At 65.4% G+C, this 14793-nt stretch carries 12 protein-coding genes; 10 read left to right on the top strand and 2 right to left on the bottom strand.

The window, feature by feature from the left end; all coding sequences use genetic code 11:
* The first annotated feature begins 13 nt into the window (after window positions 1-13).
* From SCLO_RS01865 to SCLO_RS01820, 10 genes are all read left to right on the top strand, one after another.
* Window positions 14-2170, top strand: a complete 2157-nt coding sequence (locus tag SCLO_RS01865; RefSeq protein ID WP_066518503.1) for a thiamine pyrophosphate-dependent enzyme — start codon at window positions 14-16, stop codon at window positions 2168-2170.
* Window positions 2170-3738 carry an indolepyruvate oxidoreductase subunit beta family protein gene (locus SCLO_RS01860; RefSeq protein WP_066518501.1) on the top strand — a complete coding sequence of 523 codons (1569 nt, stop codon included), beginning with the start codon at window positions 2170-2172 and terminating at the stop codon, window positions 3736-3738. Before SCLO_RS01865 ends, SCLO_RS01860 begins: the two co-directional genes overlap by 1 nt.
* A gap of 61 nt (window positions 3739-3799) precedes the next feature.
* Window positions 3800-4291, top strand: a complete 492-nt coding sequence (locus tag SCLO_RS01855; protein ID WP_066518565.1) for a MarR family winged helix-turn-helix transcriptional regulator — start codon at window positions 3800-3802, stop codon at window positions 4289-4291.
* Between the two features lie 18 nt (window positions 4292-4309).
* Window positions 4310-4792, top strand: coding sequence for a MarR family winged helix-turn-helix transcriptional regulator (locus SCLO_RS01850; protein WP_066518493.1), 483 nt, complete (start codon window positions 4310-4312; stop codon window positions 4790-4792).
* Window positions 4793-4882: 90 nt separating this feature from the next.
* Window positions 4883-6556, top strand: coding sequence for an AMP-binding protein (locus SCLO_RS01845; protein ID WP_231923314.1), 1674 nt, complete (start codon window positions 4883-4885; stop codon window positions 6554-6556).
* Window positions 6556-7725, top strand: coding sequence for a thiolase family protein (locus SCLO_RS01840; RefSeq protein ID WP_066518490.1), 1170 nt, complete (start codon window positions 6556-6558; stop codon window positions 7723-7725). Before SCLO_RS01845 ends, SCLO_RS01840 begins: the two co-directional genes overlap by 1 nt.
* On the top strand, window positions 7722-8936 hold the full coding sequence (locus SCLO_RS01835; protein ID WP_231923313.1) for an SDR family NAD(P)-dependent oxidoreductase: 1215 nt from the start codon (window positions 7722-7724) through the stop codon (window positions 8934-8936). Before SCLO_RS01840 ends, SCLO_RS01835 begins: the two co-directional genes overlap by 4 nt.
* A gap of 5 nt (window positions 8937-8941) precedes the next feature.
* Window positions 8942-9721, top strand: coding sequence for a cyclase family protein (locus SCLO_RS01830; RefSeq protein ID WP_066518485.1), 780 nt, complete (start codon window positions 8942-8944; stop codon window positions 9719-9721).
* Between the two features lie 171 nt (window positions 9722-9892).
* Complete coding sequence (locus tag SCLO_RS01825; RefSeq protein WP_066518482.1) at window positions 9893-11386, top strand: APC family permease; 1494 nt, start codon at window positions 9893-9895, stop codon at window positions 11384-11386.
* A 42-nt stretch (window positions 11387-11428) separates the two neighbouring features.
* On the top strand, window positions 11429-12964 hold the full coding sequence (locus SCLO_RS01820; RefSeq protein WP_066518481.1) for an aldehyde dehydrogenase family protein: 1536 nt from the start codon (window positions 11429-11431) through the stop codon (window positions 12962-12964).
* Between the two features lie 12 nt (window positions 12965-12976).
* Here the strand turns inward: SCLO_RS01820 and SCLO_RS01815 are convergent, their stop codons facing one another.
* Window positions 12977-14269, bottom strand: a complete 1293-nt coding sequence (locus SCLO_RS01815; protein WP_066518480.1) for an NAD(P)/FAD-dependent oxidoreductase — start codon at window positions 14267-14269, stop codon at window positions 12977-12979.
* A gap of 64 nt (window positions 14270-14333) precedes the next feature.
* On the bottom strand, window positions 14334-14762 hold the full coding sequence (locus SCLO_RS01810; protein ID WP_231923312.1) for a Rid family hydrolase: 429 nt from the start codon (window positions 14760-14762) through the stop codon (window positions 14334-14336).
* Window positions 14763-14793 lie beyond the last annotated feature (31 nt).

The raw sequence follows: 14793 nt of genomic DNA, 5'->3' as shown, positions 1-14793 counted from the left end.
TTGGACGGATATTATGGCGGAGCGATCGTTCGCGCGGGAAGTGGAACATTTGCGGCTGGGGGATGGCGACGTCTTTCGCGGCGAGGCGATACTCGCGATCACCAAGGGATTGCTTCAGGCCGGGGTCGCCTATGTCGGCGGCTATCAGGGCTCGCCAATCTCCCACCTGATAGACGTGCTGGCCGACGCCAAGGATATCCTCGACGAACTGGACGTGAATTTCCAAAGCTCGGCGAGCGAGGCCACGGCGGCGGCGATGCTCTCCGCTTCGGTCATGTATCCGCTGCGCGGCGCGGTCGCTTGGAAATCGACGGTCGGAACCAACGTGGCATCCGACGCGCTCGCCAATCTGGCGTCGGGGGGCGTCACGGGCGGCGCGATGGTGATCGTGGGCGAGGATTATGGCGAAGGCTCCTCGATCATGCAGGAGCGCACCCATGCCTTCGCGATGAAATCGCAGATGTGGCTGCTCGACCCGCGCCCCGATCATGCCTGCATCGTCAACATGATCGAAAAGGGGTTCCAGCTGTCGGAAGCCTCCAACACGCCGGTCATGCTGGAAGTACGCGTGCGGACCTGCCACATGCATGGCAGCTTCGAATGCAAGGACAATGTGCGGCCCAGCCCGACGATCCGGGAAGCGCTCGAAGCGCCCAAGCGTGATCTCGACCGCATCGTGCTGCCGCCCGCAGCCTATGCGCATGAGCAGGAGAAGATCCGCAAGCGGTTGCCCGCGGCCATCGACTTCATCCGCGACCATAAGCTGAACGAGGTCTTCGGTCCGCAAGAGGCGGAAGTCGGCATCATCCTTCAGGGCGGCATGTACAACAACGTCATCCGCGCCCTGCAATATCTCGGCCTTTCCGACGCCTATGGCAATACGCGGATACCGCTCTACGTCATGAACGTCACCTATCCGGTCATCGAGAGCGAGGTCGCGGATTTCGTTTCGGGCAAAAACGCCGTGCTGATCGTCGAGGAAGGCCAGCCCGATTATCTGGAGCAGGCGCTCAACACCGTGCTGCGCCGGCGCGATATCCAGACGCGCCTATGGGGCAAGAACGTGCTGCCGATGGGAGGGGATTATACCGCCCATGTCATCATGAAGGGCGTGCTGTCCTTTATGGAAGGCAGCGCGCCGCGCCTGCTCGGCAACCGCCCTCCCCTGCCAGAAGCGGATTCCCTGCTGGCGGAGCCGGCGGTCGAACGATTGAAGGACGTCGTGCCGCCCCGGCCGCCGGGGCTTTGCACGGGCTGCCCGGAACGGCCGATCTTCGCGGCGATGAAGCTGGTCCAGCAGGAGATCGGCGAGCATCATGTATCGGCTGACATCGGCTGCCACCTCTTCTCCATTCTGCCGCCCTTCAACATCGGCACCACGACGATGGGCTTCGGCCTGGGCGGGGCATCGGCCGCCGCTTTCGGCCAGAAGGGCAACAAGCGGCCGATCGCGGTGATGGGCGACGGGGGTTTCTGGCACGGCGGGCTGACGACCGGGATCGGCAACGCCGTCTTCAACAAGCATGACGGCGTTTTCCTGATCGTCGACAATTATTATTCCTCCGCGACCGGCGGGCAGGACATCCTCTCCTCGCGCGCGGTCAACAAGAACCGCGATACGAACAATCCGATATCGAAGGCGGTCGAAGGCGTGGGCGCGAAGTGGGTGCGCCAGGTCGACCGGACCTATAATGTCGGGCGCATGCGCTCGCTGCTCAAGGAAGCGCTGACGACCGAGGTCGAAGGGCCGAAGGTCATCATCGCCTCCTCCGAATGCATGCTCAACCGCCAGCGCCGCGAGAAACCGAAAACGGCCGGGAAAATCCGCGATGGCAAGCGCGTGGTGATCGAGCGTTTCGGGGTGGACGAGGACATCTGCACGGGCGACCATGCCTGCATCCGTCTTTCCGGCTGTCCGTCGCTTTCGGTCAAGCATCTCGACGATCCGCTGCGCGACGATCCCGTCGCCGCCATCGACAATAGTTGCGTGGGATGCGGCAATTGCGGCGAAGTGTCAGAGGCGGCGGCGCTGTGCCCGTCCTTCTACCGCGCCGACCTGATCCACAACCCGACCGGCTGGGACCGGTTCAAGGCAAGGATGTCGATGGCGCTCATCCATTTTCTCCAGACCAGGCGCGACCGGCGCCGGATCAGCTTCGGAGAAGCCTGATGCTCGATGAAACAGTGAAGCTCCCGCTGGCGGCGGCCGGCGAGGCGACCGAGCGGCCGATCGCGATCGCGATCGTGGCGATGGGCGGTCAGGGCGGCGGCGTGCTGACCGGATGGATCGTCAGCCTGGCCGAGAATGCAGGCTGGGTGGCGCAATCCACCTCGGTCCCCGGCGTGGCCCAGCGAACCGGCGCGACAATCTATTATGTCGAGATGATGAAGCCGGCGAACGGGCAGCGCCCGATCCTCGCCCAGATGCCGACACCCGGCGATGTCGATGTCGTCATGGCTTCCGAATTCATGGAGGCTGGCCGTTCGATCCTGCGCGGAATCGTCACGCCGGATCGCACGACGCTCATCGCATCGAACCACCGTTCCTTCGCGATTTCCGAGAAAAGCGCGCCGGGCAAGGGCATTGCCGAGAGCGGCGCGGTCGTCGACGCCATCGGCATCAGCGCGCGGCGGCAGATCATCTTCGACATGGATGCGCTCGCCACGCGGAACGGAAGCGTCATCTCGGCCGCGATGTTCGGCGCGCTCGCCGGATCGGGCGTGCTGCCCTTCCCGATCGAGGACTATCACAGCGTGATCGGCAAGGACGGACGCGGCGTCGCGGCGAGCCTGCGGACCTTTGACAGGGCATTCGAACAGGCGACCCGTTCACCCGCACCGGCCGCCGAGCCCGTGGAGCCGGAGGGAGCATCGACCGATCCGGTACCGGAGACATCTTCCGACGCGCGGGTCGCGCCGCTGCTCGCGCGATTGCGGCAAGAGCTTCCCCAGGCAGCCTGGTCCATCGCGTTCGCCGGGCTGAAGAAGGTGGTCGATTTCCAGGATGAGGCCTATGGGCGGCAATATCTCGATACGCTGCGGCACGTCCATGCGATCGACAAGGAGATCGGCGGCGATGCCCAGGGCTTTGCGCTGACGGTGACGGCCGCAAAATATGCCGCGAACGCGATGGCCTATGACGATGTCATCCGCGTCGCCGACCTCAAGACCCGTAGCGCGCGGCGGAAACGGATCGAAGGCGAGATCGGGGTCGGCGCGCAACATATCCTCTCGACAACGGAATATATGCATCCGCGCATGGAGGAAATCGCGGGGATGCTGCCCGCCGGCCTTGCCAACTGGCTGAAGCGGCGGGAAGGATTGTATCGCTGGCTCGATCGCCGCGTGAACAAGGGACGGCGCGTCCGCACCTATTCGCCCGGTTCGTTCCTGATGCTCTACACGCTCGCGGGGCTGCGCGGCATGCGCCGGCGTTCGCTGCGCCATGTCGAAGAGGAAGCGCATCGGACCGAATGGCTCGATTTCGCGATGGAAATGGCGCGCCGCAATTATGAACTGGGCGTCGAAGTGCTGAAATGCCGTCGGCTGATCAAGGGCTATTCCGACACCCATGCGCGCGGATTGTCGAAGTTCGATCGGGTCATCGCCGAGATAGGACGGATCGCGGGCCGCAAGGATGCCGCCGGCTGGGCTCGCCGTCTGCGCGAGACCGCGATCAAGGATGGCGAGGATGCCGATCTTGACGGGCTGATCCGCACGATGCAGTCATTCGCGTGACGCGCGGGCCCAGATGCCGGTGCAGACCCACATGACGATCTGTCCCAGCAAAGTGCCTATCATGACGCAAACCGGCCAATCCGGCACCCAATCGAGCGAATATCACGACCCGCTTTCGAACATCGAGACCCGAATCTGGCTTCGCCTCCTGACCTTGCAGGGCACGATCTATGCCCGACTCAACCGCATTTTCCTGGACCAGTTCGGAATCTCGATCGCCAAATTCGACGTCCTCGCCCAACTGCATCGTTTTGGCGACAATCTGAGCCAGGGGGAACTTTCCGAGCGGCTCAAGGTCACGGGCGGCAATGTGACCGGCCTTGTCCGGCGGCTCGTCGCGGACGGTCTCATCACGCGCGAAATGTCCGCATCCGACCGCCGCTCGTTCGTCGTCAGCCTGACGCCGAAGGGGCGCGCGGTCTTCGAGGCCGCGCGAGACATGCACGACGCCCTGTTGCGCGACTGGTTCGGCGGCCTGTCGCCGGACGATCTGAAATCGGCCCTCGATATATTGAACCTGCTATCTTCCGAGACGCAGGCAAAAATCCGATAGCAGGACAGGAAACGCGATGTGACCCCGGACGCCGAAATACTGCTCCAGACCGCCCCGCCGTCGAGCATTGCGGAACTGGAAGACTTCCTGCCTTATCTGGTCAACCGGCTGGCAAGCGTGGGCCTGGCCGTACAGAACCGGACGCTTGGCCAGCAGGGGATCAACACGGTGATGCTGCGCACGCTGTCGGTCCTGCACATCACGAACGGATTGACCGTCAACGAGATCGCGGTGCAGACCTTCGTGGATCAGTCCACCGCCAGCCGCACGATCGACGCCATGGCCGCATCGGGCTGGGTCGAGCGCCGGATTCCCGAGACGGACATGCGGCGCCGGGAAATCATATTGACCGAGGCGGGCAGAAAGCTGCTGCGCGACTGCTGGCCGTTGATGGAAGGCCATTGTGCCCGCCTGACCGATGGCATCCATGAGGCCGACCTCGCGGCGTGCCGCCGGGTGCTCGCGCGCATGACGGACAATCTGCGCCAGGGCGAAAGCTGATCGGCTGATCCGCCGCAAGGCGAACCGGCTTGCCGGGGCCATGAAAAGCCGGAACTCGGCCCCGATTCCATTTGATATATATGTGAACATATGCGTATGCATAATAATAACCAGGGCTTTGAAGCCGCGACGATTCTGGATGGGCAGACCGTGGATAAAGAAACGATTTTTTCGAGGTTCGCGACGACGGCCGGTGCTTATCCCGACCATGATTTTCTCTATGTCCTTCCGGAAACGGCGGCGGTTTACGGGATCGATCCGGGGGCCATCAGCTATGCCGCGATGCTCGACCGGGTCAGGGCGAGGCAGGAACAGCTTCGCGCCGCCGGGTTCGGCCGGGGGAAGCGCATCGGAATCCTGTTGGAAAACCGGCCCGATTTCATCGAGATCTGGCTTGCCGCCAATAGCGTTGGCGCATCCATCGTACCGATCAACCCCGACCTGCGGCGCGGCGAGCTCGAATATCTTGTCGGCCATTCGGAAATGGACGCGGCCTTCGTGCTGGCGGAGCGGCGAGAGGAAGTGATGGCGGCGGCGTCGGCAGCCGGGAACCCCATGATCGCCTATCGCCCCGATGAGGCCATGCACGCCCTTGCCCGGCCGGCGGGCGAGCGAGATGAGGCCGACTCCGCGACCGAGGCCGCGCTGCTTTACACGTCGGGCACCACGGGCGCGCCGAAGGGCTGCGTGCTTGCCAACGAATATTTCCTCCATTCGGGCGACTGGTATCGCGACGCCGGCGGGATCATCGCCCTGCGCGCAGGGGAAGAGCGCATGCTGACGCCCCTCCCCCTGTTCCACATGAACGCGCTGGCGGTATCGACGATGGCGATGATCAGCGTCGGCGGGTGCCTCACCATCCTCGATCGCTTTCATCCACGAAGCTGGTGGGATTCGGTCCGGCGCAGCGGGGCGACATGCCTTCATTATCTGGGCGTCATGCCTTCGATGCTGATGACGGCCGAGGCAGGGCCGGAAGATCGCGACCATCGCGTCCGCTTCGGGTTCGGCGCGGGCGCGCCGGGCGAACTCCACGCGCCTTTCGAGGAACGCTTCGGCTTTCCGCTGGTGGAGGCATGGGCGATGACCGAAACCGGCAGCGGCGGCGTGATCTGCGCCAATCGCGAACCGCGCAAGCGCGGCACCCATTGTTTCGGCCGCCCCGCCGCCGGCATCGAAATACGGATCGTCGATGATGAAGGCGCGGAAGTCGCGGGCGACGCGCCCGGCGAGCTTCTGGTGCGCCGTGCGGGTGACAATCCGCGTTTCGGCTTCTTCGCCGAATATCTCAAGAACCCCGAAGCGACGCAGGAGGCATGGGAGGGCGGCTGGTTCCACACCGGCGACATCGTGTCGCGCGACGCCGACGGCGACCTGCATTTCGTCGACCGCAAGAAGAATGTGATCCGCCGTTCGGGCGAGAATATCGCGGCGGTCGAGGTTGAAACCCTGCTCGCCAGCCATCCGCTCGTGCGGCAGGTCGGCGTTGCCGCCACGCCCGACGCCATTCGCGGCGATGAGGTCGCCGCGCTCATCGTGACGGAAGACCCCGATGCCGGTGCGCGAGCCGCCGAGGATATCGCCCGCTGGAGCCTCGCGCAGATGGCCTATTACAAGGTGCCCGGATGGATCGCGTTCGTCCCGGAAATACCGCGCACGCCTACGCAGAAAATCCTCCGCGCCGCGCTCAAGACACTGGTCGAGGAGAAGATGGCGCGCGGCGAATTCATCGACACCCGCGCCCTCAAGAAGCGCCAGCGTTGATGGGCGGCAGGCTCTCCTATGACGGAGCCGTCCTGTGCGCGCCGGTGACGGTGCCCTATGAACGGTTTTCGCGCGAAACGGCCCATCACTGGACGGCGCGGGCGATGCGCGGCCTGGCCGAAGCGACCGGCTGGCGGGCGGAGGATTTCGACGGTTTCTGTTTCGCCAGCTTCACGGCGGCGCCCGACACGGCGGTCGGCATGATCCAGCATCTGGGCCTGTCGCCGCGCTGGCTCGACCATATCCCGACCGGCGGGGCGAGCGGTGTGATGGCGCTGCGCCGCGCCGCGCGGGCAGTACAAAGCGGCGACGCCGATATCGTCGCCTGCGTGGCGGCGGACACCAACCATATCGACAGCTTCCGGCAAACGCTCGCGGGCTTTTCCCGCTTCTCGCAGGACGCGGTCTATCCCTATGGCTTCGGCGGGCCGAACGCGACCTTCGCGCTCATCACCGACGCCTATATGCGCGCCTATGGCGTGACACGCGAGGATTTCGGCAAGCTGTGCGTGGCGCAGCGGGACAATGCGCGCAGCAATCCCTTCGCGCTGCAACGGGGCGAACTGACGCTGGACGCCTATCTGCGCGCGCGGCCGATCTGCGACCCGATCCACCTGTACGACTGCGTGATGCCCTGCGCGGGCGCGGAGGCGTTCATCGTCACCACGCCGGAGATCGCCGCGAAGCGGGGCCTGCCCGCGGCGCGCATCCTCTCCACCATCGAGCGGCACAATGCCTTCCCGGACGAGCCGGAACAATTGCGAGGGGGCTGGGCGGTCGATGTCGGGGAACTATGGTCCATGGCCGGAATCGGCCCGAAGGAGGTCGACACGCTTCAGGTCTATGACGACTATCCCGTCATCGTCGCGATGCAGATCGAGGATCTGGGCTTTTGTCCCAAGGGCGAGGTGGCCCACTATATCCGCGCGACCCGCTTCGGGATCGATGGCGACCTGCCGCTCAACACCAATGGCGGGCAGCTTTCCGCGGGACAGGCGGGCGCGGCGGGCGGTTTCCAGAATGTGACCGAGGCGCTGCGGCAGATCACCGGCCAACCGCTCGGCGCGGCTGTCCCCGATGCGCAGATCGCCACGATATCGGGCTTCGGCCTCGTCAATTACGATCGAGGCGTGTGCACCGGGGCCGCCGTGCTGGAGGCCTGCGCATGAGCATGCGCCCGCTTCGCAACCCACGCGATCCCATGGCGCGGCGCAAGGAACGGCATGTCCCGCCCGGCGCGCGCAGCAGCGCCCTTCACGCCATGTCCGCGCGCGCGGCGATGGGGCGGTTCGTGCTGCAAAGCTGCGCCCGTTGCGCGACGACCACCTATCCACCGCGCGATGCCTGTCCGCGATGCTGGGGGCCGCTCGACTGGACGGATCAGCCGCGCGGCGCACAATTGCTGTCGGAAACGACGATCCGCGCGACGACCGACCTCTATTTCCGCGACCATCTACCCTGGCGAATGGGCAAGCTCCAGCTCGATGCCGGTCCCGTCGCGCTGGCGCATCTGCACGCGGATTTGAAAGTGGGCGACCGGGCGGAGATGCGGCTCGTCATCGACAAGGGCGGCAATGCGGCGCTTTTCGCGCTGCCTGCCGGAGGGAGTAGGGACATGGAAGATCGGCAATGGCTGGAGTTCGTCGTTCCGGTGAAGGATCGGACCATCCTCGTCAGCGATGCCCGGGGAGCGATCGGGCGGGCCATCGTCGGCGCGCTTCACGCCGCCGGAGCCCGGCTCGTCGTCGCCGGCATGCCCCCGCCCGCCCGCACGTCCGACCTGGCCGACCCGCTCTGGGCGCTGGACGGCGTTCAGCCGGTGCCGCTCGACCTGGCCGACCCGGTTTCGGTGTCCGAATGCCTGAGCAGGATCGGCGGTCCGCTCGACATCGTGGTCAACAGCGCACGGTTCGTTCGCGCGGGCGGCCTTGACGGGAATAGCCATCTCATCGACCTGCGGCGGGCCATGGACGTGTCGGTCACGGGCTTTGCCCGTCTGGTACAGGCCTGCGCGCCGATGCTGGCGGGACGCCCTTCGGCCGCATTCGTCGACATCCTGTCCGTCCATGCGCTGGCGCCCGACGCCGGCTTCGCTGGATATTCGGCTGTCGAGGCCGCCCGCCATTCGCTGTTGCAGAGCTTCCGGCACGACATGCGCGCCACGGGCGTGCGCGTCCTGTCGATCCTGACCGGCCCCACCGACGACGAGGACCACCAGTCCATCCCGCCGCCCAAGGTGCCGCCGGGGCGCATCGCGCAGGCCGTCGTCACGGCGCTGGAAAGCGGGCTGGAGCAAAGCGCCGTCGGCGATTTCGCGGCAGACGCCCTGAACCGCTGGACCGCCGATCCCGCGCTTTACATAAGGGAGAAGAATCTGTGAACGCGATGGACAATCCCCTCGCCGGGCTGATCGCGGGCCTCGCCTCGAACAGCATCCGCGCGATCGACCTCACCAACACGCTTTCGCCCGATTTCCCGGTCATCGTGCTGCCGTCGGAATTCGGCCAGTGCGAGCCGTTCCGCATGGAAACCGTGTCACGCTACGATGGGGCCGGACCCGCGTGGTACTGGAACAATATTTCCATGAACGAGCATACGGGGACGCATTTCGACGCGCCCGCCCACTGGATCACGGGGCGCGACATCCCCAACGGCACGGTGGACATGGTGGCCCCGGCGGATTTCATCCATCCCGCCGTCGTGATCGACATCAGCCGGGAAGCCGCGGCCGATGAGGATTACATCGTCACCCGCGCCTTCCTGGAAGAGTGGGAACAGCGCAACGGACCGATTCCGCCGCGACACTGGGTTCTGCTGCGCAGCGACTGGTCGAAGAGGGTCGGCACCCTCTCCTATCTCAACCTGAAGGAGGACGGCGCGCACTCGCCCGGGCCGGACGCCGACGCGATGCGCTTTCTGGTGCAGGAACGCGACTGCGTGGGCCTGGGCGTGGAGACGGTCGGCACCGATGCGGGGCAGGCGTCGAATTTCGACGAGCCGCTGCCCGCCCATTCGATCCTTCACGGCAACGGGCGTTACGGCCTGCAATGCCTGACGAACATCGACCAGCTTCCCGTAAGAGGGGCGGTGATCGTCGCCATGCCGCTGAAAATCAAGGGAGGTTCAGGCAGTCCGTTGCGCGTGATGGCGCTCGTGCAACAATGATCAACCGTCGCTCTGTCGCCATGGCGCTTTGACGGAGCGGCGCCAATCCCCCAGCCTTGGCCGAGAATACAAAATTTTGGGTCGCCGGGGCAATATCGCGCCGCAGGGATATGTCATTTCCTGCGACGCTGATCCGAACCATATAGATAAAAGAGGGACGAGGCGGTTAACATGAGCAACGGTTCCGGAGGCAGCGGCTCGGCCGGCAAGGGCCTTTTCCCCGGCATGCTGGGCACAGGCGACATCATCTTCATGATCCTGGCATGCGCCGCGCCCATGGGCGTGCTGGCCGGGCTGATACCGCTGGCCCTCGCCTTCGGAAACGGCGTCGGCATGCCGGGCACCCAGCTCGCGATCTGCCTCGTCATGCTGTTGTTCGCCGTCGGCTATGTCCGCATGCTTCCCCATGTGCGCAACGCGGGCGCCTTCTACGCCTATATCGCGGCGAGCCTGAACAAGGAGGCCGGCCTTGCCGCCGCCTATACCGCCCTTGTCGCCTATATCTGCGCGGCGACATCCTGCCTTGGCGCGCTATGCTATTTCGCGTCGCATTTCACCACGGATGTCCTTGGCTTCGCCACGCGCTGGGAAATGTGGGCGGTCGTCAGCATCGCGGTGATCGCCTGGCTCGGCTTTCACAAGATCACGATGGCGGCCAAGGTGCTGACCGCCGCGCTGCTTCTCGAAGTGGGCATCATCGCCCTGATCGACATACTCATCCTGATCGACAAGGGTTTTGCCGGTCTGGATTTCAGCAGCTTCACCCCCGCCGCCGTCTTCGCCCCCGGCCTTGGCATATCGGTGATCTACGCGATCAACGGCTGCATCGGTTTCGAGGCGACGGCGATCTACCAGGAGGAAGCGAAGAACCGCGAAGTGACCATCCCGCGCGCGACCTATGGCGCCATCCTCGTGCTCGGAACCTTCTACGTGCTGTCGACATGGTGCCTCATCCTCGCCATTTCCCCGCAAGATGTGAAGACCGTCGCCGCCGCCGATCCGGGGCGGCTACTCACCAGCATTTCCTCCCAATATCTGGGCGAAATGGGTCGGGATGTCCTGCATCTGCTTACGGTCACCAGCCTGTTCGCCGCGGCGCTCGGCTTTTTCAACAACATCGCGCGCTATTTCTTTGCGCTGGCCCGCGACGGGGTGATCCCCGCGCGACTGGGCAAGGTCCATCCCGTCCACGGTTCGCCCTATATCGCCTGCGTGCTTCTCACGGTGATCTTCTCGACGGTCGTGGGCGCCTATGCGCTGGCGGGTCTCGATCCGCTGCTCAACCTGGCCACCAGCCTTTCGTCGATGGGCGCGGTCGGCCTGATGCTGTTGCTCGCGACGACATCGATCTCCATCCCGATATTCTTCGCGCGTCGCGGCGAATATTCGCCCGGCAAGACGTTCGCGCCGCTGATCGGCGGGCTCTTGATCGCCACCGCGACCTATCTGTCGCTGGCGAATTATTCCGCGCTCACCGGCACCACCCTGCCCGCGGTCAACAACCTGCCGTTCCTCTTCCTCCTCACCATCGGTTTCGGATTGGTCCACGGGCGCTATCTGCGCAAGCGCCGTCCCGACATCTATGATCGCATCGGATCGACGCAGGTCGAGGAAAAAGACGCATCGCAAGCCGCCGATCAGGGGCCGGCGACCGCGACCGCCTGAGCCTTTGCAACCCGCACCATCGACCGTTCCCGGAGTAGCGCCATGACCACCACCGCAGACAACAGCCCGATCCGCCCGGCCGAAGACCGGCCAGTTCCGCCGATGCCCAGCGGGCTGCTGTTGCTGGATGGCCGCCTCGTCGAAGCGTTGGACCCCGATCGCAGGATCGATTCGATCGACCCCGCCACGGGCCGCACGATCGCCACGATCCCCGCCTGCGGCAAGGAAGATGTCGACCGCGCCGTCCAGGCCGCGCACCGCTGTTTCGAAAGCCGCGAGTGGCAGAGGATGCGCCCGCTCGACCGGGGACGCCTGCTCGAAAGGCTGGCCCTGCTCGTCGAGGCCCATCGCGAAGAACTGGCGGCGCTGGAATCGCTCGACAGCGGCAAGCTGCTCGCGGTGACGCGCGCGATCGATCTTCAGTTCACGATCGACGGCCTGCGCTATTTCGCGGGCTGGGCCTCGAAGATCACGGGCGAATATGTCGCGCATTCCCCGCTGGTGCCCGAGGACGCGATCTACCGCGCCTATACCGAGCGCCGCCCGGTCGGCGTCGTCGCCGGGATCACGCCGTGGAACTTTCCCATCGGGCAGGCGATCCAGAAGATCGCGCCCGCCATCGCCTTCGGCTGCACGGTGGTCCTCAAACCCTCGGAGGAAACGTCGCTGACCACGCTGCGCCTCGGGGAGCTGATCCTGGAGGCGGGTTTCCCGGCCGGGGCGGTCAATATCGTCACGGGCTATGGCGCGGAAGCAGGCGCGGCGCTGGTCGAACACCCGCTGGTCCGCAAGATCGCCTTCACCGGCTCCACGGCGACCGGGCAACGCATCCTTGCCGCCACCACCACGACGATGAAGCGGGTGACGCTCGAACTGGGCGGGAAATCGCCCGCCATCGTCCTTGCCGATGCCGATCTGGATCGCGCGATTCCCGGCGCGGCGGCGGCGATCTTCTCGAATACCGGACAAATCTGCACGGCAGGCTCGCGGCTGCTCGTCGAGGCTCCGGTCTATGAAGATGTCATGGCAGGCATATGCGACATAGCGCAGAGCCTGCGGCTGGGTTCGCCCTTCGACGCGGCGACGCAGATGGGCCCGCTCATCTCCCTGCGGCAGCGCGAACGGGTCGCCGGCATCGTGGATCGGGGGCTTTCCGAAGGCGCGACAGCCCTGGCGGGAGGCCAGGCGCCGGGAGGCGATGGCTGGTTCTACCAGCCGACCGTGCTCGGCGGGGTATCGCGCCAGATGACCCCGATGCGCGAAGAGATCTTCGGTCCGGTGGTCTGCGCGATGCGGGTCGACGATCCGTCCGATCTGGTCGCGCTCGCGAACGATACGCCCTTCGGTCTTGCCGCCAGCATCTGGACCCGCAACCTCGACCGCGCGCATCTGCTGGCCGACCGGATCGACGCCGGGACCGTATGGCTGAACACGCATAATGTGCTCGACCTGACGATGCCGTTCGGCGGGAACAAACTGTCGGGACTGGGCCGCGAATTCGGCAGCGAGGCGATGCACGCCTTTACCGAGCCCAAGGCCGTGTGCATGCGCCTTGATCCGGGCGCGGCGTCTTTCTGACGCCGGGGCCGGTCAGAAACGATCGAGGCGATAGGAGGCCGGGTCCACGAGCGGCGGAGCCCCCATCACGATATCGGCGGCGAGTTGTCCGGCGGCCGGGGCCGTACCGAAGCCATGCCCCGAAAATCCCGTCGCGAGGGTGAGACCCGGAATCCTGTCGACCGGTCCTATCACCGGCAGCGAATCCGGGGTGACGTCGATCATTCCGGCCCAGGCCTCCGCCACCTCGGCCCTGTTGAAGACCGGCCAGGCGGCGACGAGATTGCGCATCGCTTCTTCATTGAGCCCCGGGTTTACCGGCGGGTCGATCGTGCGGAGCCGTTCGAACGGCGACACCGATACGGCATTCCAGCGGCGCTGCAGACGGAGATCCTCGATGAAATCCTTGCCGAGCGACACCCGCAGATTGCGCCACTGCGCCATCAGCGTCGGCAGATATTTCAGCCCGATCAGCAGATGGTCGAGCGTGAGCGGCGCGAACAGCGCGCCCCGCTGGGTGATCGTATAGCCGCCGTCGAGGCGCTTGCGGAAAGAGAAGTCAGGCCCGCCCAGCGCGATGTCGGTAGGTCCGATCATCGGCGCGGTGCGCAGCACCGAGGCGACGAGCGGCAGGGTCAGCAGCCCGACTCCATGGTTCCGGAGGAAGCGCCGCGACCAGACGCCACCGGCGAGCAGCACCTGCCCGCACGCTATTTCGCCCCGCTCGGTCACCACGCCCGCAACCGCTCCCGCCTTGCGCGACAGGGTGCGGACGGCGCAGTTTTCCACGATGACAGCGCCTTTCCGCATCGCCGCTTCGGCAATCGCGCTGGCGGCCAGCGTGGGCTCCGCGCGCCCATCGGACGGCGTGTAGATGCCACCGGCCCATGTGCCCGCGCCGCCGGGCGCCAGATCGGCGATGTCCTTGCGGCCCAGCAGACGGGAATCGAGCGAAAAACCGTTCACCGATTGCAGCCAGCTTTCATGCGCGGCCATCTCGGCATCGGACCGCGCGACATACATGATGCCCGCCTGCCGATATCCGCAGTCGGCGCCGATGCGTTCGGGCATTCCGGCCCATAGCCGATCCGTTTCGATCGCCAACGGCACATCCGGCGCCGAGCGGAGCATCTTGCGAACCCAGCCCAGATTGCGCGAGGATTGCTCCCCCGCGATACGGCCTTTTTCCAGCACCGTCACCGGCACGCCGCGTTCCGCAAGGACAAGCGCGGCGCAAAGGCCGACGATGCCGCCGCCGATCACGACCACTTCCGTTGCCGAAGGCAGGTCTGCATAGGTTTGGACCGGACGGATCGCGGGAGCCATGACTGTGAATTTCCAAGCTGAAAGGGGCCGCATCGGCCGATGGAGAGAGGAGGCGGCCGCTGCGTCAGAGCGTGATCTGCAATTCCTTCACGGACGCCTTCGAAGCACCGCGATAGGCCACCACGTCGATCTCGACCTTGTATTGCGCCGATCCGAGCGGCGGGCAGGTCATGGTCAGCGTGGGGTTGATGCCGCGCATCCGTTCGCCATAGGCGGCCATCACCGCGTCGATATCCTCGGGAAACTGCACGAACACCCGCGCGGACACCACATCCTCCAGCACCGCATCGACCGATGCCAGCGCCGCGGCGATATTGGCCAGAACCTGACGGGCCTGCTCGGCAGGATCGTCGGGGATTTCCTTCGTGCGGGGATTGCGCCCCGCCGTGTTGGAAACGAAAATGAGGTTATCGACCGCGACGAGGCGCGAATAGCTGCCCATTTCCTCGAACTTGTTGCCGGTCTTCACCTTCACGACATCGACCATCTTCATTCTCCCTTATATTCGTCCATGGCCGCCGCGC

Origin of the sequence: Sphingobium cloacae, from assembly GCF_002355855.1 — a bacterium.
GTDB lineage: Bacteria > Pseudomonadota > Alphaproteobacteria > Sphingomonadales > Sphingomonadaceae > Sphingobium > Sphingobium cloacae.
Note: the sequence above shows the minus strand (reverse complement) of the source record. Positions and strands in the feature narration are given on the sequence as shown.